This window comes from Tistrella sp. (assembly GCF_002684955.1).
In the GTDB taxonomy this organism is placed as follows: domain Bacteria; phylum Pseudomonadota; class Alphaproteobacteria; order Tistrellales; family Tistrellaceae; genus Tistrella; species Tistrella mobilis.
Map to the genome: position 1 here is coordinate 1 of NZ_NYWI01000021.1, position 23,616 is coordinate 23,616.

Sequence of the window (23,616 nt, forward strand, 5' to 3'; positions counted from 1 at the left end):
CCTATATAGGCACAGAAGCAGGCTGCGATCAGAACGAAGGTCAGAACGCCAGCGCCCAACCACATACCGAGATTGCTGTATCGCACCTCGGCATGAAGGGCATCGGTTTCAAAACGATGTCGATGTGCCTGCTCACGTTCAGTGAGTGCCAGGATGCGTTCAGCCGCTCCCGGCAGAACGTCTTCATAGTGAGCATACAGGGCAGGAGGAGGCAGCGGACCGCTGAACATGGTCTGAGAGACCATCCTGCGGTACTCCGCCTGCTCCTCGGCCGGCAGTCCCTCGATGACCGCCTCAATACGCTTCAGCCGTTCACCCTCCTCAGGCGGAAGATCCTGAGGTGCGTCGGTTCGAGCTTCCGGTTTCCCACCAGCGTCAGGAGGCCTGGTCACGCGCCTTGACCTGACGGAAACCCGCATACATGTCGCGACCGACATTCTTCATGTCGGATGCCGGGCCGGATGGATTGCGGATGTTCTGGAATCTGCCGGTCACGGGCTGGGCCAGAGCGCCGGCGACGAACGAGCCCATGACGGTCAGCCCGGCCATCACCCCCGACACGAAGGCACCGGCCGCCCGCTTGCGATTTCGTCCGTTCTTCATGGCCACCTCCCCTTACAGGGCCTGCCACATATAGATGACGTCGCCGTCCCACGCCGTCAATCTCGACCTGACACGGCAGCAAAATGACGATCCACCTGATACCTCAACCGCCGAAACGGAAAAAGGCCCGACTGACAGAAACGTCAATCGAGCCATTTTCCCACAGTGCCAGTAGCACTGCATCGATTGGTAGCGAGGGAGGGATTTGAACCCCCGACCAAGGGCTTATGAGTCCCCTGCTCTACCACTGAGCTACCCCGCCGCAATGCGATGGTGCCGGTTTGTTTTCGGCGCCGCCGCTCAGGTGGGCGTGAAATAGCGGATCGGCGGGCCGGTTGTCAAGGGGCGGTGTGACGGTTTCTGGCAGGCCGGCCCTCGATCGCGGTCGTGGCGGTCAGGCCGTAGAGGCGGGCCGCGGCGGCCGCGTCGTCGAGGATGGGCGGCAGGCGGTCGAGCAGGCCGCGATACGCCGCCCGGGCCTCGTGGCGGGTATGGGGCCAGTCGCTGCCCCAAAGGATACGGTCGGCGCCGAGCCGCTGCGCCAGCCAGGCGACATGGCCCTCCACCGCCACCCGGCTGCGATAGGGCGCGCTGGCCTTGACATGAACCCCATGATCCGACGGCAGGGCGGCCAGGGCCTGAAACCAGGGTTCGGCGGCCGGGTCCGCCGCCTCGGGCAGGCCCATATGGTCGATCACCAGCCCGCCCGCCGCCCTGGCCAGCGGCGCCAGAACCGGCGCCAGGCGGCTGCTTTCCAGCTGGATTTCCAGATGCAGCCCGGTATCGCGCATGCGCCCCAGAAAACGCCGCACTTCCGGATCGGCCGGGTCGGGCACGGGGGCGCCCGCCACCAGGTTCCAGCGCAGGCCGCGCACGCCGGCCGCCCACAGGCCGCTCAACTCCCCGGCCGCCACGTCGGTATCGACGACAGCCACCCCGGCGAAGCGGCTGCGATCCAGCCGCTCCAGCGCGTCCAGCATCATGCGGTTGTCGGTTCCGAGAAAGCTGACCTGAACGATCACCCCGCCTTTCAGGCCATGTGCCGCCAGCAGATCGAGCCAGTCCGCCAGGGGGGCCGGCCGGTCGGGCAGATAGCGCACGCGGCCGACGGCCGCCACCTGATCGTAGACATGAACATGCGCATCGAAACCGATCATCTCGCCTCCATCATATAGTTCTATATAGAACTGGTTGACCTGAGGGGTCAAAGGGTTTAGGCAGGAAGGCAGAGGGAGACCAAGCCGATGCTGAAACAGTCCATGCCGTCCGATGAGCGGCTGCCGGCCTATCTGCGCCTGCGCGACGAGCTGGCGGCCCGCATCGCCGCCGGGGAATGGGGCCCCGATCGGGCGCTGCCGTCGGAAAACGCACTCGCCCGCGACCATCGGCTGTCGGTGGGCACCGTGCGCAAGGCCGTGCAGCAGCTGGTCGATGAAGGCCTGCTGGAGCGCCGCCAGGGATCGGGAACCTATCTGCGCAAGCCCGCCTTCGACGCGACCCTGTTCCGCTTCTTTCAGATGCAGGGCCGGTTTCAGATGCAAGGCCCGGGCGAGGATGCCCGCAGCATTCCGAAAAGCCAGCTGATCACCCGTGTCCGGATGACGGCGCCCGAGCCGGTCGCGGCGATCCTGGGCACGGCCGATACCATCCGCATCGAACGCGTCCGCTCGCTCTCGGGCCGCCCGATCCTGGCCGAGGAAATCTACATCCGCGCCGATCGTTTCGAGGGGCTGGAAAGCCTGCCCGCGGGCGAGCTCGGCCCCCTGCTCTACCCCGTCTATTACGACCGCTTCGGGGTCTTCGTGGCGCGCGCGATCGATGATGTGAGCTTCGGCCAGGCCGATGCCACCACCGCCACCCGCCTCGGCATCGCCGAAGGCGCGCCCGTGGCCTGTATCGAGCGCACTGCCTTCACCATCGACGGCACCGCCATCGAATGGCGGATCGCCCGCGGCGACGCGCTGAATTTCCGCTACCGCAGCCGGATCGGCTGACCCGCCGGTTTCCCCGCCCCCGACGCCTGCCCGCGGATGCGCCCGCCGTGCAGGCCCGGCCGGACATATCCGGAAGCCGCCCCAGAGAAGACCAACGTCCAGGGAGGGACGACAATGAAGACGCTCGTGACCACGGCCGCCATGGCCGGCCTGCTCGCCACCTCGTCGCCGGCGCTCGCCGCCTATCCCGAACGGCCGATCGAGATGACGGTGCCGGCGCCCGCCGGCGGCGGCACCGACACCGCCGCCCGCAAGCTCGCCACCCTTCTGGAAGAGAAGCTCGGCACCAGCATCGCCATCCTGAATGTGGCCGGCGGCGGCGGCGCGGTCGGCGCCACCCAGTTCCTGCGCGCCAAGCCCGACGGCTATGCCCTGCTCGCCACCTGGAACAGCCCCCTGACCACCGTGCCGCAGGTGCAGAAGGTCGCCTATGACGCGGCGAGTTTCACGCCGATCGCCTCGACCTCGGAAACCGCCTACACGCTCTGCGTGAAGGCGGATTTCCCGGCCGCGACCGGCGCCGACTTCCTGGCGGAGCTCGCCGCCCATCCCGACAAATACACCTATGGCAATGACGGCATCGGCGGCACCATGCAGCTCGCCGCCGAACGGATCTTCCAGGCCAAGGGCGTGAAGGCGGTGGCCATCCCCTTCGGCGGCGCGGGTGAAACCCTGCAGAACTTCCTGGGCGGCCATGTCGACATCTATGGCGGTTCGATCTCGCCGGTCATCCCCTATGTTCAGTCGGGAGAGGCCAAGTGCCTGATCGTCACCTCGGCCGCCCCGGTCGCGGCCCTGCCCGATGCGGCCGGCCTGGCCTCTCTGGGGCTCGGCAGTGAAGAGACCCTGCTCTGGCGGGCGATCATGGGCCCGAAGGACATGGATCCGGCCACGGTCGAGATCCTGACCAAGGCGATCCAGGAGGCGGTGAACACGCCTGAATATGTCGAGTTCCTGGCGACCCGCGGCGAGATCCCGAATGTCGTGACCGGCGAAGCGCTGGCGGCCCGGCTGCAGGGCGAATACGACGCCCTTGCCCGCGTGGCCAAGGCGCTGGGCCTGGGCAACTGAGATGGAGCGTCGGCAGGACGTCGTCCTCGGCCTCGTCCTCGCCGCCCTCGGCGGGTTCGCGGGCCTTGAGGCCTCAGGCTATCGCGGTGCCTCGGGCCACTACCCGCTGGCGCTGGGGGTCGTGCTTGCAGCGCTTGGTCTGGCCCTGGCCGTCCGTGCGGCGGTCCGGGGCAGCCGGAAGCCGCGACCGCTGGCCATCCACGCCCCCCGGCTGATCGGCACCAGCGCCATGGGCGCCGCCTATCTGGCCCTGGTGCCGGTGCTCGGCTTCTACACCGCCTCGACGCTCGCGGTCGCGACCATGCCCGTGGCGCTCGGCCTGCGCCGGCCGGTGCTGGTCGCGCTTGGCACCGTCATCTTCACCGTGGCGGTCTGGCTGGTGTTCTCGATGGTGTTGAACAAGCCGCTGCCGCCCGAAATCTGGTTCCGCCCCGGCTGAGGTTTCCGCACCCCCATGGACATCATCCTCCAGATCCTGTCGGGCGTGTTCGCGGCCGGCCCGCTCCTCGCCATGCTCGGCGCCTCGCTGCTCGGCGTCTTCATCGGCGCTCTGCCGGGGCTGAACCCGGTCATGGCCATCGCCCTGCTGCTGCCGCTCACCTATTCCATGGATCCGCTGGTGGCGCTGGGCATGGTCGCCGGCATCTATAACGGCTCCATGTATGGCGGCGCGATCCCGGCGATCCTGCTGCGCATCCCGGGCACCCCTGCCGCCATCGCCACCACCTTCGACGGCCATCCCATGGCCCAGCGCGGCGAGGCGGCCAAGGCACTCAAGATCGCCTGCTGGTCCTCCGCCATCGGCGGCACCGCCTCGGCGATCGCACTGATGACGCTTGGCCCGCTGCTTGCCCGCGGCACGCTCTATTTCGGCCCGGCGGAATATTTCTGGATCGCCATGTTCGGTATGGCCTCGGTCGGCGTGATGGTCGGCCGCGATGCGCTGAAGGGCCTTATCGCCTCGGTGCTGGGGCTGCTGCTGGGAACGGTCGGGCTCGACCAGCTCTCGGGCAGCTCGCGCTTCACCTTCGATCAGCCCTGGCTGTTGGGCGGGCTGGATCTGATCGTGATCCTGGTCGGCCTCTACGCCCTGCCGCCGGTGCTGCAACTGGCCGAGGCCGCGGATCTCAAGGGCCTGCCGGCCAGCGCGCTCCGCCTCGCCCGCGTCCGGCTCGACCGCGCCGAAGTGCTGGCCCTGGTGCCGACCTGGATCCGCTCGTCGCTGATCGGCATCGCGGTCGGCATCCTGCCCGGCGCCGGCGGCAACATCGCCGCCTTTCTGTCCTACAACGCGGCCAAGAACCGGGCCCGCGACCCCGACCGTTTCGGCAAGGGGGCGCCCGAGGGCGTGGCAGCGGCCGAATGCGGCAACAATGCCGACAATGCCGCCTCGATGATCCCGGCGCTCACCCTGGGCATTCCGGGCAATGTTGTGGCGGCCCTGGTGCTGGGCGCGCTGCTGATCCACGGCCTGCAGCCGGGCCCGCAGCTCTTCCACCAGGCGCCGGATCTGGTCGGCGGCTTCATGGTGCAGATGCTGGTGACCTCGGTGCTGATCCTGGCGGTGGGCGGCGCCGCCGCCACCCGGGTCTTCGCCCAGGTTCAGCGCCTGCCGGGGGTGATGCTGGTCCCGACCATCCTGGTGCTGATGGCGATTGGCGTCTATGTCATCAACGGCCGGGTGGTGGATCTCTGGCTGATGTTCGGCGCAGGCCTTGCCGGCTATCTGATGGAGAAGCTGGAGGTGCCGCTCGCCCCCATCGTGCTCGGCATGATCCTGGGCCCGATGGCGGAACAGGGGGTGCGCCGCGCCCTGCTGATCGGACGTGGCGACCCCCTGCACCTGGTGTCGAGCCCGCTATCGATGATCATCGCCGCGGCGACCGTGGGCTTCATTCTCTGGCCGCTGCTGCGGCGCCTGAAGTCCACAGGCCGCAGCGACCGTTGACGCCTCAGGGCTTCAGCTTCTCCTGACGCGACAGAAGATCGCGCAGGGTCGACTGCTGGCGGTCGAGATTGCGGATCTGGTCGCGCAGGCTGCGGCGCTCGTCATCCTTCTGCGCCTTCTGCAGCTTGCGCTCCAGTTCGTTGATCCGGAAATCATTGTTCTGGATGTCGCGGCGCGTTTCGGAGACCTTCAGCCCGTCGCGGAGCGCCCGTTCGAACGCGGCGCCCTGGGGCTGGCCGCGGCAGACATCGCTCTTCCAGGAATTGCCGTCCACGCCCTCTTCCCAGCCGCGGGCGGGGGTGCAATAGGTCTTGATGCCCTGGTCCCAGCCGGCCCGCCAGGCCTTGGCATCGGGGCGCACACCCGCCTTGGCGCAGTCGCTGGTATAACTCGCGATCGTGTCCTGATCCTCGCCGGCGGCACCGTCGGCATAGCCGGTGCGCTGCCAGTCGGCCACGCGGCACTCGTCCTCGCTCATGCTGGCGCAGGCAGACACGACCAGCGGGGCGACCAGCAGGGCAAGCAGGATCAGGCAGCGCCTGATCAGCCTGGCGGGGGTGAAGAAGGTCCGGGCATTCATCATGGGTCAGCGTCTTCCAGGGAAACGTCCCCCGACCGGGGCCAGTCACGGGCAATAAGGTTCACGGGCAATAGAGTTCACGGGCGATGGGGCCCGCAGCGCGCTTATAGCACCGCATCCGTTGCCCGGCACCTGCCCGGCCGCCCGGGGGCAAACCGCTGTCAACCTGCCGTCAGGCGGCGACCTGGCCGTCGACGGCGCCGGTGATCCAGCCGCCGCCCAGCACCCGGTCCCCCTGATAGAACACGCAGGCCTGGCCCGGGGCGACCGCGCGCTGCGGGTCGTCGAACACCACGCTCGCCGTCAGCCCGCCCGCCGCATCGGCCGCGACCGTCAGCCGGGCCGCTGCCGGCTCGACGGTAGAGCGGATCCGCGCCTGGATGCGCAGCCCCTCTGCCGGCGGCAGATCGCCCTCGCCCAGCCAGTGCACGTCATGCACCGCCACCTCGTGATGGCCCAGCAGATGGCCCGGCCCCACGATCACCCGCCGGCGCACCGCATCCAGCCGCACCACATAAAGCGGTTCGGGGCCGCCGCGATCGAGCTTCAGCCCGCGGCGTTGGCCGATGGTGTAGCGATAGACGCCTTCATGCGCACCCAGCACCTCGCCGGTCACCGCATGGACGATCTCGCCCGGGGCCTCGGCAGCCGGGGCGAGCCTGCGCACGGTTTCGGCATAGCGGCCGGACGGCACGAAGCAGATGTCCTGGCTGTCGGGCTTGGCGGCCACCACCAGCCCGTATTCGGCGGCGAGCGCCCGCACCTTCGGCTTTTCCATGTCGCCCAGCGGAAAGCGCAGCCGGGCGAGCCGTTGCTTGGTGATCGCGAACAGGAAATAGCTCTGGTCGCGGGCCGGGTCGCGGCCGCGCAGCAGGGCCGGGCCGCCATCGGCGCCCCTGGTCAGCCGGGCGTAATGGCCGGTGACCAGCAGGTCGGCATCCAGGTCGAGGGCTGTGTCGAGCAGGTCCCGGAACTTCACCCGCTCGTTGCAGCGCACGCAGGGGATCGGCGTCTCGCCGGCCAGATAGCTCTCTGCGAAATCATCGATCACCGCCGCGCGGAAGCGCTGCTCGTAATCCAGCACGTAATGCGGGATGCCGAGCTTTTCCGCCACCGCCCGGGCGTCGCGGATGTCGCGGCCGGCACAGCAGGCACCCGCCTTTTCCACCGCCATGCCGTGATCATAAAGCTGCAGGGTGACACCGACGACGTCATAGCCCTCGGCCTTCAGCATCGCGGCCGTCACCGAGCTGTCGACGCCGCCCGACATGGCGACCACCACCCGCGTGGCGGCGGCGGGCTTGTCGAGGCCGAGGCTGTTCATCTGCCGTGTCTTTCCTTAGCCGGTTTCGAAGGGCGGAGGCTCTGCATGCCTTCAGATGTCGGTCGCCCGGGCGGCCGCGTCCAGTCCCATTTGCCAGAACGCGGCTTCCAGGCGGCTGGCGGCGGCGAAAAGTCCGGTCAGGGCCGGCAGCCGCGCCTCGGCGCCGCGCTCGCGCCAGACCCGGTCGATCTGGTCGGCGGCAGCCCGGGCGATCGCCAGATATTCCTCGCCCGAATAGGCCTCGATCCAGTCGCGATACGCATCGCCTTCGGGCAGTGCCGCCGCCGCCGCTTTCAGGCGCAGCCCGATCTCGCCATAGCCGACCACGCAGGGCGACAGCGCCACCAGCAGGTCGAGCAGGTCGCCCTTCAGCCCGGCATCGATCACGAAGCGGGTATAGGCGATGGTCGGCAGATCCTCGGGCGTCGCCGCCATCTGCGCTTCCGTCAGACCCCAGCCGGCGCAGGTCCGGACATGCAGCTTCATCTCGGTATCGGTCAACCCGCGCAGGGTCTCGGCCGCGGCGCGCATGTCGTCCAGCGTCTCGGCCTTGAAGGCGGAGAGCGCATAGGCCCGCGCGAACTGGATCAGGAACAGATAGTCCTGGATCAGATAATGCCGGAAGGCCGGCCGCGGCAGGTCGCCCCGGCCCAACCCGCGCACGAAATCATGGCCGATATAGGCCTCCCAGTCGGTGCGGGTCAGATCGCGCAGCCGGGCGATCAGCCCGTCTTCGGCGAACAGGCCATGGCCGGCCGGCAGGTCGTCGAGCATTCCGGATCTCCTCTGGGCGGTGCGGCAGGAGGCAGGGCCCGCAGACTAGCCGCGCCAGCCACGGCTGGCCAGCCCCGGACGGGACATCCCGGCCATGCGAAAACGCCGCCGGCAGAACCGGCGGCGTCCCCAAAGTCTCAAATGCCAGAACGCGCGGTCCCGATCAGTCGATCAGCGCGTTGTGGACCTCACTCGGCAGCGAGACGGTCAGGCCGTCCAGCTCTTCGGTGATGATGATCTGGCAGCCGAGGCGCGAGGTCTTGGTCAGGCCCCAGGCGAGGTCGAGCATGTCCTCTTCCTCTTCCGCCGCGTCGGGCAGACGCTCGAAATCTTCGGGTGCCACGATCACATGGCAGGTGGAGCAGGCCAGCGATCCTTCGCAGGCGCCCTCGATATCGATACTGTTGCGGTGGGCGATCTCGAGGATCGACAGGCCGACGGGCGCCTCGACTTCGCGGCGGTTGCCGTCACGCTCGATGAAGGTGATCTTGGGCATCGCGTTTCTTCTCTCGTCCCTCGTGTCCGCCGCACGGACCCGGACGGGCTCCACGCCCGCGGCGGCAAGCTCGCTCGGCTTCGTTGAACCGCATTCCATCGCCGAGGGCAAGCCCGAAACTCTACGAGCCCGCGGGCACTTGCGCCTGCGACCAGCGCCAGACTATGCCGGATCTTCCGGATATTCAACCTATAGTGAATGATCCGTTTTCGACTCAACTGGTGCTAGGTGCCGTCGGGCGCGCCGGCGATCAGACGTGGAAGCTCTCGCCGCAGCCGCAGCGACCCTTCTCGTTCGGGTTCCGGAAAACGAAACCTGCCTGAAGCTTGTCCTCTTCCCAATCCATCTCGGTGCCGATCAGGAACAGGATCGCCTTGGGATCGATCAGGATGCGGACGCCCTTCTCCTCGATCACCTCGTCATGCTTCGCGACGTCATCCGCCATTTCCATGGTATAGGCGAGACCCGAGCACCCGGCGGTTTTCACGCCCACCCGGATGCCGACCACACCATCCTTGTCGGCCATCAGGCCGCGCAGCCTGTCGGCGGCGGCATCGGTAATGCGCAGTGCCGGCATGGGCATCGGCTGGACCTCCTTGCTGTGACCTGCATGCGACGGCCGCGAACGAAACCGATACGTTCAGGACCGCCCGACCCTCGCGCCCGACGGATTCCGGGCGACGTGGCCTTTGAACTCTAACATAATCGCTCGCCGGCCGGATGAAAGAGGGCAAAATTCCCGTCTCCGGCAGAGGGGCCATGCCTCATCGGCATTCCAGGCTGCATTCAGCTGCGGATCATTCCGTCCGCCCGCCAGCATCACCGCACCAATACCGGCCAGCGCGGCAATCCTGCCGCGCCACGGCCGGCACGACCGGGACCGAAAGCCAGATGACCGACCGACGCCACCCGACCCGCCGCAGGCAGCTTCGTGCCCATCCCGCAGCCGCGGCGGTGGCCGCCCCGCTTCTGACGGCCGCGATCCTCGCTCTGCTGCCGGGGCCGGGCATCACCAGCGCTTTCGCCCAGGGCGCCCCGCAGGGCATGCCGGTCGAAGCGGCAAAGGCACGCGCGGAACCCTTCGCCGAAACCATCACCGTCGCCGGCGGGCTGGAAGCGGTGCAGGCGATCGACGTCGCCTCGGAAATCACCGGCCGGCTGTCGGCGATCGAGGTGACCGACGGGGCCCGGGTGAAGGCCGGCCAGGTTCTGTTCCGCCTGGACGACGCCATCGCCCGCACCGTGCTGGCCGAGGCCCAGGCCTCGATCGAGGTCAACCGTCGCAATGCCGAACGCGCCCGCGACCTTGCCCGCCGCGGCGCCGGCACCGCGCGGGCCAGCGACGAGGCAGAGGCCGAGCTGCTGATCACCCGGGCCCAGGTGCAGTCGGCACAGGTCCAGCTTGAAAAGACCGTGATCACGGCCCCCTTCGACGGCATCGCCGGCTTCCGTCAGGTCGATCTGGGCGCCTATGTCTCGCCCGGCCAGACCCTGACCACGCTGGACGACATCGATCCGATCCGGGCGGTCTTCCGCCTGCCCGAACGTTTCGCGGGCTCGGTCCATCCCGGCACGGCCGTGACGGTCGAGGTGGAGGCCTTCCCCGGCGAGCGCTTCCCCGCCCGGGTCGCCGCCATCGACCCCCGGCTCGACCCCGGCGGCCGCAGCCTGGCGGTGCGCGCCGAGATCGACAATGCCGACGGCCGGCTCAAACCCGGCATGTTCGCGCGCATCACCGCGGTGCTGAACGAAATCGGCGATGCGCTGATCATTCCCGAACAGGCGATCGTGCCCGGCCGGGACGGGCCCTTCGTCTACAAGATCGTCGACGGCAAGGCGACGCCCCAGCCGGTCACCATCGGTGCGCGGCGCGTGGGCGAAGTGGGGGTGACCAAGGGTCTCGCCGATGGCGACCTGGTCATCACCGCCGGCCAGATCAAGATCGGCCCGGGCATGCCGGTGATGCCGCTGCCGACCGGCGCCGATCCCTTCGCGGCGCCCGCCCCCGGTGCCGGCGGCTGATCGCGGAGAGGACAGAGCCTTATGAAACTCTCCGATATCTGCATCCAGCGACCGGTCTTCGCGACGGTGCTGAGCTTCGTGGTCCTGCTGCTGGGCCTGGTCGCCTATGACCGGCTGTCGGTCCGCGAATATCCGAACATCGACCCGCCGGTCGTGAACGTCGAGACCACCTATCCCGGCGCCAGCGCCCAGATCATGGAAAGCCAGATCACCCAGATCCTGGAAGACAGCCTGTCGGGCATCGAGGGGATCGACTACATCACCTCGATCAGCCGCCAGCAGCAGAGCCAGATCACCCTGCGCTTCAAGCTCGACCGCGACCCGAGCGACGCGGCGGCAGATGTCCGCGACCGCGTGGCGCGCGTCCGCGGCCAGCTGCCCGACGAGATCGACGAGCCGATCATCGAGAAGGTCGAGGCCGACGCCCAGCCGATCATCTATCTGGCTTTCTCGTCCGACCGGCATTCGCCGCTGGAGCTGTCGGATTACGCCGACCGCTATGTCAAGGACCAGCTGCAGATCCTGACCGGCGTGTCGCAGGTGATGATCTTCGGTGAGCGGCGCTATTCGATGCGCATCGCGCTCGACCCGATCCGCGTCGCCGGCTACGGGCTGACGATCCAGGAGATCGAGGCGGCGCTGGCCGCGCAGAACGTCGAAATCCCGGCCGGCACCATCGAAAGCGCCGAGCGCGAATTCACCGTGCTCTCGGAAACCGACCTGCAGCGCCCCGAACAGTTCAACGCCATCGTGCTCGCCGAGCGCGACGGCCACCAGATCCACCTCTCCGATGTCGGCCAGGCCTTCATCGGCGCCGAGGCGGAAGACAGCGCCGCCCGCTTCAACGGCAAGCCCGCCGTGGCGATGGGTGTCGTCAAGCAGGCGACCGCCAACCCGCTCGACGTCTCGGCGGCGGTACGCGCCCGCATCCCCGAGATCATCGAGAACCTGCCCCAGGGCATGCAGGTCGACGTCGCCTATGACAGCTCGGTCTTCATTCAGGAATCGATCAACAACGTCTACGACACCATCGTTGAGGCGGTGGTGCTGGTCATCCTGATCATCTTCCTGTTCCTGCGCTCGCTCCGCGCCACGCTGGTGCCGCTGGTGACCATTCCGGTCTCGCTGATCGGCGCCTTCTTCATGATGTATCTGCTGGGCTTCACCATCAACACGCTGACCCTGCTGTCGCTGGTGCTCGCCATCGGCCTGGTGGTCGACGACGCGATCGTGATGCTGGAGAACATCTTCCGCCATATCGAGGCGGGCATGTCGCCGATGCGCGCGGCCTTCAAGGGCAGCCGCGAGATCGCCTTCGCGGTCATCGCGATGACCATCACGCTCGCCGCCGTCTATATGCCGATCGCCTTCCAGACCGGCACCACCGGCCGGCTGTTCACCGAATTCGCCCTCACCCTGGCCGGCGCCGTGCTGATCTCGGGCTTCGTGGCGCTGACGCTGACGCCGATGATGTGCGGCGTGCTGCTGAAGCACCAGTCGAGCCATGGCCTGTTCTACCGGGTCATCGAAGGCTTCCTGAACGGCCTGACCCGCGGCTATCGGGCAACGCTCAAGGGTGCGCTCAAGGTCCGGCCGCTGATCCTGCTGATCGGCCTGGCTGTGGCGAGCGGCAGCTTCTTCCTGCTCAAGGCCCTGCCGGAAGAGCTGGCACCTTATGAAGATCAGGGCTTCCTGATCGGCTTCATCATCGGCCCCGAGGGTGCGACGCTCGACTATACCGAGCGCTATGCCCGCGGTCTGGAAGGCATCTATGCCGGCATCCCCGAGGCCGAGACCTATTTCGTGGTTGCCGGCTTCCCGCTGAAATCGCAGGGCATCAGCTTCGTGAAGCTCAAGGACTGGGCGGATCGCGAGCGCAGCGCTTCCGAGATCGCGGCCTCGGTGATGCCGTCGATGTTCGGCGGCCTGCCGGGTGTGATGGCCTTCCCGATCCCGCCCGCGCCGCTCGGCCAGGAAATCGGCCAGAAGCCGGTGCAGTTCGTGGTCCAGTCCTCGCTGCCCTATGAACAGCTGGGCGCGCTGGTCGACAAGATCGTCGCCCGGGCCATGCAGAACCCCGGGCTGCAGAATGTCGAAACCGACCTCAAGCTCAACCGGCCGCAGCTGACCGTCGCGGTCGACCGGGCCAAGGCCGCCGATCTCGGCATCGGCGTCGACGTGATCGGACGGACGCTGGAAACCGCCCTCGGCGGGCGTCAGGTCACCCGCTTCAAGCTGCATGGCGACCAGTATGACGTGATCATCCGCCTGGACGACCGCTACCGGGCGACGCCGTCGGATCTGAGCGCCATCTATGTCCGCTCGGCCACCGGCGAGATGGTCCAGCTCTCCAACCTGGTCAAGGTGACCGAGACCGTGGCGCCGCAGGGGCTGAACCACTTCAACCAGCTGCGCTCCGTCACGGTCGACGCCAATCTGGCGCCGGGCTATGCGCTGGGTGACGCCCTCACCTTCCTCGACCAGGTCGCGCGGGAGGAACTGGGCGGCCAGGCGACCACCGATCTCTCGGGCCAGAGCCGCGAATTCCGCGACAGCGCCTCCAGCCTGGTGATGACCTTCGTGCTGGCGCTGGGCTTCATCTTCCTGGTGCTCGCCGCCCAGTTCGAAAGCTGGCGCGACCCGTTCATCATCATGCTGACCGTGCCGCTCTCGATCACCGGCGGCCTTCTGGCGCTGTACCTCTCGGGCGGCACCTTCAACATCTACAGCCAGGTCGGCGTGGTCACCCTGATCGGCCTGATCACCAAGCACGGCATCCTGATCGTCGAATTCTCCAACCAGATCCGGCGCGAGGGCCTGTCGCGCAGCGATGCGGTGGTCGAGGCGGCGGTGCAGCGCCTGCGCCCGATCCTGATGACCACGGGTGCGATGGTGCTGGGCACGGTGCCGCTGGCGCTCGCCACCGGTGCCGGCGCCGAAAGCCGCCAGGATATCGGCTGGGTGATCGTGGGCGGCCTGCTGGTCGGCACCTTCTTCACCCTGTTCGTGATCCCGACGGTCTATACCTATATCAGCCGCCGCGACATGAAGCCGATCGTCGAGGCGCCGAGCGATGCCGAACTCGCCGCCGAGGGAGCCCAGGGCCATGTCGCCCACTGACGATCCGGCCCCCACCGGCCACCCCGACGGTGCCCCCGAGGTCGACCTTCTGGTCATGACCCTGGATGCCGCCGATCCGGAGATCAATACCCGGCTCGCGCCCCTTCTCGACGACGAGGAGCGGGCGCGGGCCGCGCGCTTTCATTTCGACCGCGACCGCCGGACCTATATCGCCGCCCATGCCCTGGTCCGGTCGGTGCTGGCGGTGCGGACCGGCATCGCCCCGGCCCGGCTCCGCTTCACCGCCGGTGCCCGCGGCAAGCCGGAACTGGCGGCCGGGCAGATGCCGGTTCTGGCCGATGGCCGGCCGGCGCTGCGCTTCAACCTGTCGCATACCCGCGAGGCGGTGGCGGTGGCGGTCAGCACCGATCCGGCCTGTGCGGCGGTGGATCTGGGCGTCGATATCGAAGCCGCCGACCGGCTGGGCGATTACGACGCCCGCATCGCCCGGAGTTTCTTCGCCGAGGACGAGGCGGCGGCACTCGAAGCCCTGCCCACGGCGGCAGAGCGTGCCCGCCGCTTCCTCACCCTCTGGACGCTCAAGGAAGCGGTGATCAAGACCACCGGCCAGGGGCTGTCGCAGAAACTCTCGGGCTTCAGCATCCGCTTTCCCGCCGCCTGGCCGGCCGACGGGCTGCTGCCAGATATCGAAGCCCGCGATCCCGCCCCGCCGCCGGGCCTTGCCTGGCATCTGACCCATCAGGAACTGCCGCCCGCAGACGGGCGCGGGGGCCTGCATCTGGCGGGCGCCCTGCTCGCGCCCGTCAGGCAGCCCCGGCCCCGCTGGCGCTTGCACCGGGTGACACCGGCGATGCTGCCCCGGCTTCATCCGCAAGCCGCCGGCTGAAGGCCCGCAGGATCATGCTGCGGGCAATCTCTTCGGGGTCGGTCACCACTTCCACATGGCCCTGAGCCGCCAGATAGGCGGCCTGATCGTCATCCTCGGCCCGGGCGACCACGATCAGCCCGGGATTGGCCGCCAGCGCCTGGCCGACCACCTGCCCCGCCTCGAAACTGCGCGAGATCATCACGAACATCATCCGCGCCCCCGCCAGATTGGCGGCCTTCAGGATGTCCGGCGATGCGGCATTGCCGTGGACGCATTCGATGCCGCGTTTCGCCAGATCGGCGGTGCGGCCGGGCAGATCCTCGATCACCAGAAAAGGCAGATCGCGGGCCTCCAGCTCCGCACAGATCCGCCGGCCGACCTGGCCATAGCCCACCACCACCGCATGATCGGCCAGCGTGGTCGGCACCGGGGGCAGGTCGGGCGCGTCTTCGGGCCGGGCCGGCGGCAGCATCGGCTCGGTCCGCGCGCGCCAGATGTCGATCGCCCGGAACAGCAGCGGGTTGACCAGGATCGACAGGATGGCCCCCGCCAGAATGAAATCCTGCCCCTCGGCCGGCATCAGCCCCTGGGACACGCCCAGCGCCGCCAGGATGAACGAGAACTCGCCGATCTGGGCAAGGCTCGCCGAAATGGTCAGCGCCGTACCCCGGCCATGGCCGAAGGCCCGCACGATGCCATAGGCGGCCAGCGACTTGCCCAGGACGATGATGACCAGCGTCGCCGCCACCGGCAGGGGATCCTCGATCAGGATCGCCGGGTCGAACAGCATGCCGACCGAAACGAAGAACAGCACTGCGAAGGCATCGCGCAGCGGCAGCGATTCCTCCGCCGCCCGATGCGACAGGGTCGATTCGCTCAGCACCAGCCCGGCGAAAAAGGCGCCCAGCGCGAAAGAGGCCCCGAAGAGTTCCGAGGCGGCGAAGGCGACGCCCAATGCCAGCGCCAGCACACACAGCCGGAACAGCTCGCGGGAGCCCATATGCGCCACCTGGTGCAGCACCCAGGGCACCACCCGGCGCCCGATCAGCAGCATCACGCCCACGAACACCGCGACCTTGCCGAGGGTCAGGGCCACCGTGACCGCAATCTCGACCGGCGATGGCGCGCCGCGGCCTTCGGCGGTCATCAAAGCCCCAAAGGCCGGCACCAGAACCAAGGCCAGCACCATGGCCAGATCCTCGACGATCAGCCAGCCGACGGCGATCCGGCCGCGCTCGGTCTCGATCAGCCGGCGTTCCTGCAGCGCCCGCAGCAGCACCACGGTGCTCGCCACCGACAACGCCAGGCCGAAGACCAGACCGGCCGTCATCGTCCAGCCCAGCGCAAGCGCCAGCCCCAGCCCCAGCAGGGTGGCCAGCCCCATCTGGGCGATGGCGCCGGGCAGAGAGATCCGCCGGACCGACATCAGATCCTTGACCGAGAAATGCAGCCCCACGCCGAACATCAGCAGGATCACCCCCAGCTCGGCCAGCTGCGGCACCAGCATCTGGTCGGCGACATAGCCCGGCGTGGCCGGCCCGATCGCCACCCCCGCCAGCAGATAGCCGACCAGCGGTGAAATCTTCAGCCGCTGGGCGATCGCCCCCAGCACGAAGGCGAGACCGAGGCCGGCGACGATGGTGGTGACGAGGGGCAGGTCGTGATGCATGCGCGGCCGGTCTCCGGAAAAGCTGAGCGGAAGAATGAGAGGCAGGCGAAATCGGGTCGCGAGACGCCCGACGCAGACATGCGTCATCGGTCACGAAGGTTGAAGGAAGGGATCAGGGCGATGGGGAGGTGCGGACGGAAACCGCTCTTCCCGGTATATGGCGCAGCCCTTGACGGTTCAAGAACCTCACCCGACTTTACCGGTCAGTCTGCCCCGCGCGCTCCGAAGGCCACCCTCCCCATGCCCCAGCCCATCCCGCATGGCCCGCACGCTGCCGGCCGGCAGCGCCTGCTGCCGATGCTGCTGGCGCTGCTCGCCCTGTTGTGGACGGCGGGCGCGGTGGTGGGTGCGGTGTCGCAGCTGCCGTCTCCGCGGGATGCCGCCGGCCTGCCGCGCACTGTCGGGGCCGCCACCGGGCCCGGCACGCCCTTCATCCTGCCGCGCGATGCAGGGCCGGTGCTTCTGGCCGATCACGGCCGCCAGCCCATGGGCCTGCCCGCCGCGGGCGGATCGGCCCTTCCCCCGCCGGCCGTCCCCATCCCCGGCCGCCGCCTCGCCCCGCAGCACCTGCGCCGTGCGGCAGAACCGCAGGATCGGATACGGCGCCGCCGCTTCTCCCGCCCCGCCGTCCGCGCCCCGCCCGCCGGCCGGGGCCGCATCGCCGCCGCCTGACCGGCCGCCGCGGCCCGCATGTCACCGACCTCTCCAAGCCATTGAAACCTCCCGTCCCTCCGGATCCGGGGATGGCGGCGCAGATCTGTGCCGCGACCCGGGTGCGGCGGCACGGGCCCCCTATGGAGACCGGTTAGATGCGCCTGTCGCGCTGGCTGATCCTGACCTATGCGCTGATCATTCTGGTGGGGCTGTCCGCCGCCCTGCCCAACCTGCTCACCCCCGGCCAGAGGGCGGCACTGCCCGGCTGGCTGCCGTCGAAACCCGTCACCCTCGGCCTCGATCTCCGCGGCGGGTCGCAGCTGGTGCTGGAGGTCGACGCCTCCGCCCTGCTCAACGATCCCAGGCTGACCGAGGCGGAGCGCGCCGAACGGCTGAATGCCGCCCTGACCCAGAGCCTCGAAATCGTCCGCACGCGCATCGACCAGATCGGCGTCGCCGAACCCTCGGTCCAGCGGGTCGGCGACGACCGGATCATGGTCCAGCTGCCCGGCGTGCAGGATCCGGCCCGGATCCGCACCCTGCTCGGCAGCACGGCGAAGCTCGGCTTCCATATGCTGGCCGATCCGCCGGCCCCCGGAGCCCGCCCGGCACCCGGCACCCTGCTGCTGCCCATGCAGGACGAACGCGACGGCAGCGGCGCGCCGCGAAAGCTGGCGGTTCAGGCACAGCCCGCGCTCGACGGCGACCGGCTGGCCGATGCCCATGCCGGCTTCGATCCACGCAGTGGCGAGCCGGTGGTCAATTTCCGCTTCGACGAGGCCGGCGCCCGGCGCTTCGCCGAGATCACGACGCAGAATGTCGGCCGCCCCTTCGCCATCGTGCTCGACGGTCGGATCCTGAGCGCCCCGGTGATCCGCGAGCCGATCACCGGCGGCGCGGGCCAGATCAGCGGCCGGTTCTCGGTGGCCGAGGCCGGCGTGCTTTCGGCCCTGCTCCGTGCCGGCGCCCTGCCGGCCCCGCTCAGGGTGATCGAGGAACGCAGCGTCGGCCCCGATCTGGGCGGAGACGCGATCCGTGCCGGCATCATTGCCGGCCTGGCCGGCTTCGCGCTGGTCTGCGGCTTCATGGTGGTGCTCTATCGCGGCTGGGGGATGATCGCGAACCTGGCCCTGCTGCTCAACGTCGCCCTCACCCTGGGCGCGCTCTCGGCGCTGGGTGCCACCCTCACTCTGCCAGGTATCGCCGGCATCATTCTGGGGCTGGGACTTGCGGTCGATGCCAATGTGCTGATCAACGAGCGCATCCGGGAAGAGACCCGCCGCGGCCGCGCGGCACGGGCCGCACTCGATGCCGGGTTCAAGCGGGCCTATGCGACCATCGTCGATTCCAACGTCACCAGCCTGATCGCCACCCTGCTGCTGTTCCAGTTCGGCAGCGGCCCGGTGCGCGGCTTCGCCGTCACCATGGCGCTCGGCATCCTGATCTCGATGTTCACCGCGGTCACCGTGGTCAGGATCGTCATGACCCGGATTCTGGAACGGCGCGGCGCGCTCCGCTCCTCCACGGCCAGGCTGGAGATCGAACCGCTGATCCGGCTGATGCCGAAAGGCGACACCCGGATCCGCTTCATGCGCGCCCGCTTTGCCGGCATTGCGGTCTCGGCCGCGCTGTCGCTCGCCTCGATCGGGCTGTTCGTCTCGCCCGGGCTCAATTACGGCGTCGACTTCAAGGGCGGCATCCAGATCGAGGCCGCAACCCATGCCGATCCGGGCCGCCTGCGCGACCGGCTGGACGGGCTGGGGTTGGGAGAGATCACCCTCCAGCAGACCGGCAGCGACGGTGTCCTGGTCCGGGTGGCGCGTCAGCCGGGCGATGATGCCGCACAGACCATCGCGGTCGAAAGGCTCAAGGCGGCGATCCGGGATGTCGACCCCGCCGCCGGCATCGAGCGGGTCGATGTGGTGGGGGCCAGGGTCAGCGGCGAACTTGCCACCGCCGGCGTGCTGGCGGTGGTGCTCGCCGGCCTCGCCATGATGGTCTACATCTGGTGGCGCTTCGAATGGCCCTTTGCGGTGGGGGCCATCGCGACGCTGGTGCTCGACATCACCAAGACGATCGGTTTCTTCGCCCTCACCGGCATCGACTTCAACCTGACCGCCATCGCCGCCCTGCTGACCCTGATCGGCTATTCGGTCAACGACAAGGTCGTGGTCTACGACCGGATGCGCGAGAACCTGCGCCTGCATCGCACGCTGTCGCTGCGCGAGATGATCGATCTTTCGATCAATCAGACGCTGACCCGCAGCCTCTACACCTCGGCGACCGCCTTCCTCGCCATGCTGCCGCTGGCGATCTGGGGCGGCAGCGCGGTGGAGAGTTTCGCGGTCCCGATGGTGTTCGGCATCGTGGTCGCGGCCTCGTCCTCGGTGTTCATCGCCGCCCCCATCCTGCTGTTCCTGGGAGAGCCGATGCGCCGGCGCAGCCGGTCGGCCATGACGGTGGAGGAGCCCGCGACCGCAACCACCGGGTGACAGGTCATCCCTCCTGAGGTATAGCGGTCGCATCCGGCCCGGATGCGGCCGCCCATGCCGACGACACGGAAGGAGGGGTTTCATGCAGCCCACCGCCTCGCGCTGGGTTCAGCCCGGCCAGGATCGCTGGCTCACCGGTCCCGCCGGCCGAAGCGCCGCGCCCTGGCGGCTGCTCTGCATTCCCCATGCCGGCGGCGGCGCCAGCGCCTTCCGCCCCTGGGAGGGGTTCACCGGCCCGGATGTCGAGCTTCTGGTCGCCCAGCTGCCGGGCCGCGAAAGCCGTTTTCCTGAACCGGCGCTCGACCGGGTGGCACCGGTGGTCGACGGGCTGGCCATCGCCCTCGACCGGCTTGCACCCAAGCCGACCCTGATCTTCGGCCACAGCATGGGGGCGATGATCGGCTATGAACTGGCCGCCCGGCTGGTGGGGGAGGCCTCGCCCCATGCGCCGCGCACGCTGATCGTCTCGGGCCGCACCGCCCCCGGCTCATCCAGCACGCTGGGCGATCTGCTCGGGCTGGACGATGCCGGCTTCGCCGATGCGCTTGCCGCCCGCTATGACGGCATCCCGGCCGCCCTGCTCGCCGATCGCGAATTGATGGCCGTGTTCCTGCCGACCCTCAGGGCCGATTTCCGGATGGTCGCGGAATATCGCCCGGATCCTGCCGCCTGCCCGCGCCTGCCCTGCCCGATCCTGGCGCTGGGCGGGGCCGACGACATCCATGCCGCCCCCGAACGGCTGACCGCCTGGCAGGATTTCACCACCGCCGGCTTCATGCGCGAGATCTTCCCGGGCGGGCATTTCTATCTGGCGGCCGATCCCGCCCGGGTGGTTGCGCGCGTGCTGGCCGCGCGCGGCATGGTCTGAGGCTCAGCCCCCCGCGCCCGCGACCCTGGCGCCGCCCACGGGCGGGGCGGTTTCAGGAACGACGCCATAGGGCCCGAACCCCGCCGGCCCATAGGGCGTGGTCACGGCACCCGTGCCGCCGCCGATGCCCAGCCAGCGGCTCAGCTGTTCCAGGGTCACCGGCTCACCCGGCAGGAAGCCCTGGCGCACGGCGGTGGGCGCCGGCTGGGGCGAGGCAGGCTGCACCGGGGCCGCCGGCACCGTCGGATGCTCGGGCGTGGTGGTTTCCGGCACCATGGCCCGGCCGACCGAGGCGGTGCCGGCGGGCGCGCCTTCGACGACCGCCTCGCTCTCGCCACTATCCATGCGCGGCCCTGATTTCGGCCCGCCGGCCGGCGCGGGCCGAGAGCCCGTCTGGTTGAGGGGCTCCGACCCCACCGGCCGGATCTCGGCCGTGCCCGCATCCACGTCGCCCAGGATGACCGGCTGGCCGGCACCGCCATCGGCAGCCTGGGGCCCGCCCGTAGCGCCGGACGTCGTCGCCGCGCGGGCGCCATTGCTGTCGATGCCACCCAGGATCAGCGGCATGCCGCCCGAATCCTTGTTGCCGATCACCACCACCTTGGCATTGGTCGACTGGGCCAGCTGCACCGAGGCATTGATGCCGAGCCAGGTGAGATAATCCGGAATCTCCGAGGCACCGACCCGGTCGAACAGCATGCGGATACCTTCACCTTCGATCCGCTTGCGTTCGGCTTCCTTCTGCTCGGTCGCCAGGCGGTAATCATATTCCAGCTGACGCTGATACTGCTCGACCTTGCGTTCGATCGCCTGGGCGACGCGCTCGGGCAGATGGATCGCCTTGATCAGCACGTCCTGCAGCTCGATCAGGTCGAAACCGGGCTGGCTGTAATAGTTGCCGCGCAGGAAATTCGCCTTCACGCCCTCGTAGATCTCGTTCTGCACGATGGTACGCAGGTTCGAGTAAAAATCTTCGGCGGTGTACTGCGAGATGCGCGCCCGGGCGACCGATCCGACCTCGGGAATGATGATCTTGTGCAGGTATTCCGGGCCGACATTCTTGTGCAGGATGCCGACATATTCCTGGTTCACCCGGTAGCGGAACGAGATGGTGGTCGCGACCGTCAAGCCGTCGGCGGTGATCGCATCATAGGTCTGGGTCACGGTCTGGAAGCGAACGTCATAGATCTCCAGCCGGTCCCAGGGCCAGATCACCTGCAACCCTTCACCCGTCGGGCTGTCGACATCGGTCCCGCTGAAGCGGTGCCAGACGACGCCGGCATGACCGGCCGGCACGGTGATGAACATCGCCGGCCAGAACAGGATGACGAGCGCACCGAAGATCAGCACGGAGAGCGTCAGCGACCAGAGATGGCGGCGGAGCCAGCCGCCGATGCGGCCGAACAGCCCGGGACGCTCCAGCTCGTCGGTCATGTCCATATCGGCGACCGTCATGCCGGACCCTCCCCATCTTCGTCTTCGATACGAGCGTCGTCTTCAATACGGGCATCGCGGTTGTCGACGATCCGGACCACACGCCCTTCCTCCATCGCCACGCGCCGGTCGGCCACGTCGAAATAGCGGTCGTCATGGGTGATCGCGATCACCGTCTTACCACGCGCCTTCAGCATCGGCAGCAGTTCCCGATAGAATTTGCGCCGGAACTGCGGGTCCTGATCCGCCGCCCATTCGTCGAGCACCAGCACCGGCCGGTCCTCGATCATCGACACCATCAGCGCCAGGCGTTTCCGCTGGCCGCTGGACAGATCGATCGTGTCGAACAGGTCGCCCTGAAGCGCCACCTTGCCGCCCATCTCCATCAGCTTCACCAGCGCCTCGAATTCGGCCGCATCCGGCGGCTCGATCCCGTAAAGGCGGCGGAACAGATGGTAGTCGGCATAGATCGCCGAGAACAGCGAACGATAGGTCTCGAATGATCCCCGGGTGACCGGTTTCCCATCCAGCCGGATCATGCCCCTGTCGGCATGATAGAGGCCGAGCAGCAGGCGGATCAGGGTCGACTTGCCCGAGCCGTTGCCGCCGGTCACGAAGATCAGCTCGCCGGCCCGGATGGTCAGATCCACCGGCCCCACCCCGAAGGACACGCCGCCCACCGGCGCATAGGTGAAGGCGACCCCGTCCAGCCGGATCTCCTCGAACGAGGTCAGGGTCTGGGGCGAGGTCTCGGCCACCTCGGATGCGGCGGCGATCTCGCGCAGCACGCGGTCCATGCGCATCAGGTTCTCGGCGGCGGCATTGGCCATCGCCATCATCGGCACGGCCTGGATGACCATGCTGAGCGGGCCGACGATGAACAGGATCGCGGTGGCGGTGCGGACCACCGCCTCGGGCTCGGTATTGCCGAAGCTCGGCACCACGAAAACCACCACGCCCAGCAGCAGGAAGATCATCGTCTGGCCGAAGACGAATTCATTGCCCGACTTCACCTGCATGTCGGCCTTGGCATCGCGCGCCTCGGTCGACAGCCGTGCCATGTCGCGCAGCAGGGCATCGCGGCGCGAGGATGACAGCTTCACTTCCTTGAAGCCGTCGAGCACGTCGCGCATGCTCTCGAAAACCTGGTTTTCCTTCATCATCGCAGCCGGATACCGGTTGCGCAGATCGATCAGCCGCCGGACGACCAGAAACACCGCGATGGCGATGAAACCGGTGCTGAGCCAGAAGGCGGTGCGATCGGTGATGAAGATGTAGATCATCGCCAGCCCGACCAGGATCACCGACTGGGCGGCGATCACCAGCAGGTTGGCGGCCTGGGAAATCGTCTGGGTGTCGCGGATGACGCTGGCCAGGATATTGCCGCGCCCCACCTGTTCCAGCGGCAGCAGATCGGATCGCGAAACTGCGTCGATCAGGCTGCTACGCTGGCGATGGATGATCTCCTCCACCTCGGTGGCGGTGATCTGCATCATCCGGCGCTGGCTGAGCACATAGACCGCGACCACGATCGCAAACAGCGCCACCGTCCGCAGGTCGAGCGCATCGTCGTAGAGCCCGGCGGAATTGTTGATGATCGCCATCACCAGCGCGTTGCTGACACCGGCGAGCGCGGCGATGAACAGGAGGGTCGCCGGCTTCGCCGTCAGGTCGCGGCGAATAAGCTCGATCAGGGGCATCGTCACCGGGCGGAACTCGGTCTTGCTCGGGAAAATCC

General features: G+C 68.4%; 21 protein-coding genes and 1 tRNA gene. 10 read left to right on the plus strand and 12 right to left on the minus strand.

Going from position 1 to position 23,616, the window contains the following annotated elements; translation table 11 throughout:
- The 4 genes from CMO28_RS05690 to CMO28_RS05705 all read right to left on the minus strand — a co-directional run.
- On the minus strand, positions 1-245 hold a 245-nt coding region (locus CMO28_RS05690), incomplete at its 3' end, for a DUF2335 domain-containing protein (RefSeq protein WP_296710921.1).
- 130 nt (positions 246-375) lie between these two features.
- A complete protein-coding gene (locus tag CMO28_RS05695) occupies positions 376-603 on the minus strand; it encodes a hypothetical protein (RefSeq protein WP_296710924.1) in 228 nt (75 codons plus the stop codon).
- Positions 604-790: 187 nt separating this feature from the next.
- Positions 791-865 (minus strand) — tRNA-Met (locus CMO28_RS05700).
- Positions 866-941: 76 nt separating this feature from the next.
- Complete coding sequence (locus tag CMO28_RS05705) at positions 942-1,760, minus strand: amidohydrolase family protein (protein ID WP_296710925.1); 819 nt, start codon at positions 1,758-1,760, stop codon at positions 942-944.
- Positions 1,761-1,847: 87 nt separating this feature from the next.
- On the opposite strand from CMO28_RS05705, the gene CMO28_RS05710 reads away from it, so the two are divergent.
- The 4 genes from CMO28_RS05710 to CMO28_RS05725 all read left to right on the plus strand — a co-directional run bounded on the left by CMO28_RS05710 (position 1,848) and on the right by CMO28_RS05725 (position 5,616).
- Positions 1,848-2,597, plus strand: coding sequence for a GntR family transcriptional regulator (locus CMO28_RS05710; RefSeq protein ID WP_296710928.1), 750 nt, complete (start codon positions 1,848-1,850; stop codon positions 2,595-2,597).
- A gap of 114 nt (positions 2,598-2,711) precedes the next feature.
- Positions 2,712-3,668 carry a tripartite tricarboxylate transporter substrate binding protein gene (locus CMO28_RS05715; RefSeq protein ID WP_296710931.1) on the plus strand — a complete coding sequence of 319 codons (957 nt, stop codon included), beginning with the start codon at positions 2,712-2,714 and terminating at the stop codon, positions 3,666-3,668.
- A gap of 1 nt (position 3,669) precedes the next feature.
- Positions 3,670-4,107: a tripartite tricarboxylate transporter TctB family protein gene (locus CMO28_RS05720; RefSeq protein ID WP_296710934.1), complete on the plus strand. Its 438-nt coding sequence runs from the start codon at positions 3,670-3,672 to the stop codon at positions 4,105-4,107.
- Positions 4,108-4,122: 15 nt separating this feature from the next.
- Positions 4,123-5,616, plus strand: coding sequence for a tripartite tricarboxylate transporter permease (locus tag CMO28_RS05725; RefSeq protein ID WP_296710936.1), 1,494 nt, complete (start codon positions 4,123-4,125; stop codon positions 5,614-5,616).
- Positions 5,617-5,620: 4 nt separating this feature from the next.
- Here the strand turns inward: CMO28_RS05725 and CMO28_RS05730 are convergent, their stop codons facing one another.
- The 5 genes from CMO28_RS05730 to CMO28_RS05750 form a co-directional block, all read right to left on the minus strand.
- Positions 5,621-6,199, minus strand: a complete 579-nt coding sequence (locus tag CMO28_RS05730; protein ID WP_296710941.1) for a DUF2799 domain-containing protein — start codon at positions 6,197-6,199, stop codon at positions 5,621-5,623.
- Positions 6,200-6,368: 169 nt separating this feature from the next.
- The gene (gene mnmA / locus CMO28_RS05735) at positions 6,369-7,520 is read right to left on the minus strand and encodes a tRNA 2-thiouridine(34) synthase MnmA (RefSeq protein WP_296710944.1); all 1,152 of its coding nucleotides are present in this window, start codon (positions 7,518-7,520) and stop codon (positions 6,369-6,371) included.
- Between the two features lie 51 nt (positions 7,521-7,571).
- Entirely contained in the window at positions 7,572-8,294 is a 723-nt protein-coding gene (tenA, locus tag CMO28_RS05740; protein ID WP_296710946.1) for a thiaminase II, read from the minus strand.
- A 163-nt stretch (positions 8,295-8,457) separates the two neighbouring features.
- Entirely contained in the window at positions 8,458-8,790 is a 333-nt protein-coding gene (locus CMO28_RS05745) for a ferredoxin family 2Fe-2S iron-sulfur cluster binding protein (RefSeq protein WP_062767329.1), read from the minus strand.
- A 250-nt stretch (positions 8,791-9,040) separates the two neighbouring features.
- The gene (locus CMO28_RS05750; protein ID WP_062767327.1) at positions 9,041-9,373 is read right to left on the minus strand and encodes a HesB/IscA family protein; all 333 of its coding nucleotides are present in this window, start codon (positions 9,371-9,373) and stop codon (positions 9,041-9,043) included.
- A 308-nt stretch (positions 9,374-9,681) separates the two neighbouring features.
- On the opposite strand from CMO28_RS05750, the gene CMO28_RS05755 reads away from it, so the two are divergent.
- Genes CMO28_RS05755 through CMO28_RS05765 form a run of 3 tightly spaced genes read left to right on the plus strand, consistent with a single transcriptional unit; the run spans position 9,682 to position 14,779 of the window.
- Positions 9,682-10,812, plus strand: a complete 1,131-nt coding sequence (locus tag CMO28_RS05755) for an efflux RND transporter periplasmic adaptor subunit (RefSeq protein ID WP_296710957.1) — start codon at positions 9,682-9,684, stop codon at positions 10,810-10,812.
- A 21-nt stretch (positions 10,813-10,833) separates the two neighbouring features.
- Positions 10,834-13,932: an efflux RND transporter permease subunit gene (locus CMO28_RS05760; protein WP_296710960.1), complete on the plus strand. Its 3,099-nt coding sequence runs from the start codon at positions 10,834-10,836 to the stop codon at positions 13,930-13,932.
- Complete coding sequence (locus tag CMO28_RS05765; RefSeq protein WP_296710962.1) at positions 13,919-14,779, plus strand: 4'-phosphopantetheinyl transferase family protein; 861 nt, start codon at positions 13,919-13,921, stop codon at positions 14,777-14,779. Before CMO28_RS05760 ends, CMO28_RS05765 begins: the two co-directional genes overlap by 14 nt.
- Here CMO28_RS05765 and ybaL read toward each other — a convergent pair.
- The gene (ybaL, locus tag CMO28_RS05770) at positions 14,697-16,430 is read right to left on the minus strand and encodes a YbaL family putative K(+) efflux transporter (RefSeq protein ID WP_296710965.1); all 1,734 of its coding nucleotides are present in this window, start codon (positions 16,428-16,430) and stop codon (positions 14,697-14,699) included. The two genes, CMO28_RS05765 and ybaL, sit on opposite strands and share 83 nt — an antisense overlap.
- Positions 16,431-16,670: 240 nt before the next feature.
- Here ybaL and CMO28_RS05775 point away from each other — a divergent pair, with 240 nt between their 5' ends.
- The 3 genes from CMO28_RS05775 to CMO28_RS05785 all read left to right on the plus strand — a co-directional run bounded on the left by CMO28_RS05775 (position 16,671) and on the right by CMO28_RS05785 (position 20,444).
- The gene (locus CMO28_RS05775) at positions 16,671-17,102 is read left to right on the plus strand and encodes a hypothetical protein (RefSeq protein ID WP_296710968.1); all 432 of its coding nucleotides are present in this window, start codon (positions 16,671-16,673) and stop codon (positions 17,100-17,102) included.
- 137 nt (positions 17,103-17,239) lie between these two features.
- Complete coding sequence (secD, locus tag CMO28_RS05780) at positions 17,240-19,576, plus strand: protein translocase subunit SecD (RefSeq protein WP_296710972.1); 2,337 nt, start codon at positions 17,240-17,242, stop codon at positions 19,574-19,576.
- 82 nt (positions 19,577-19,658) lie between these two features.
- The gene (locus CMO28_RS05785) at positions 19,659-20,444 is read left to right on the plus strand and encodes a thioesterase II family protein (RefSeq protein ID WP_296710975.1); all 786 of its coding nucleotides are present in this window, start codon (positions 19,659-19,661) and stop codon (positions 20,442-20,444) included.
- A gap of 3 nt (positions 20,445-20,447) precedes the next feature.
- On the opposite strand, the gene CMO28_RS05790 is transcribed toward CMO28_RS05785, so the two are convergent.
- Together CMO28_RS05790 and CMO28_RS05795 are read right to left on the minus strand one after the other, a co-directional pair.
- Positions 20,448-21,899, minus strand: coding sequence for a prohibitin family protein (locus CMO28_RS05790; protein ID WP_296710978.1), 1,452 nt, complete (start codon positions 21,897-21,899; stop codon positions 20,448-20,450).
- Positions 21,896-23,578, minus strand: a complete 1,683-nt coding sequence (locus CMO28_RS05795; RefSeq protein WP_296711088.1) for a cyclic peptide export ABC transporter — start codon at positions 23,576-23,578, stop codon at positions 21,896-21,898. The genes CMO28_RS05790 and CMO28_RS05795 overlap by 4 nt, the downstream gene beginning before the upstream one ends.
- Positions 23,579-23,616: the final 38 nt, after the last annotated feature.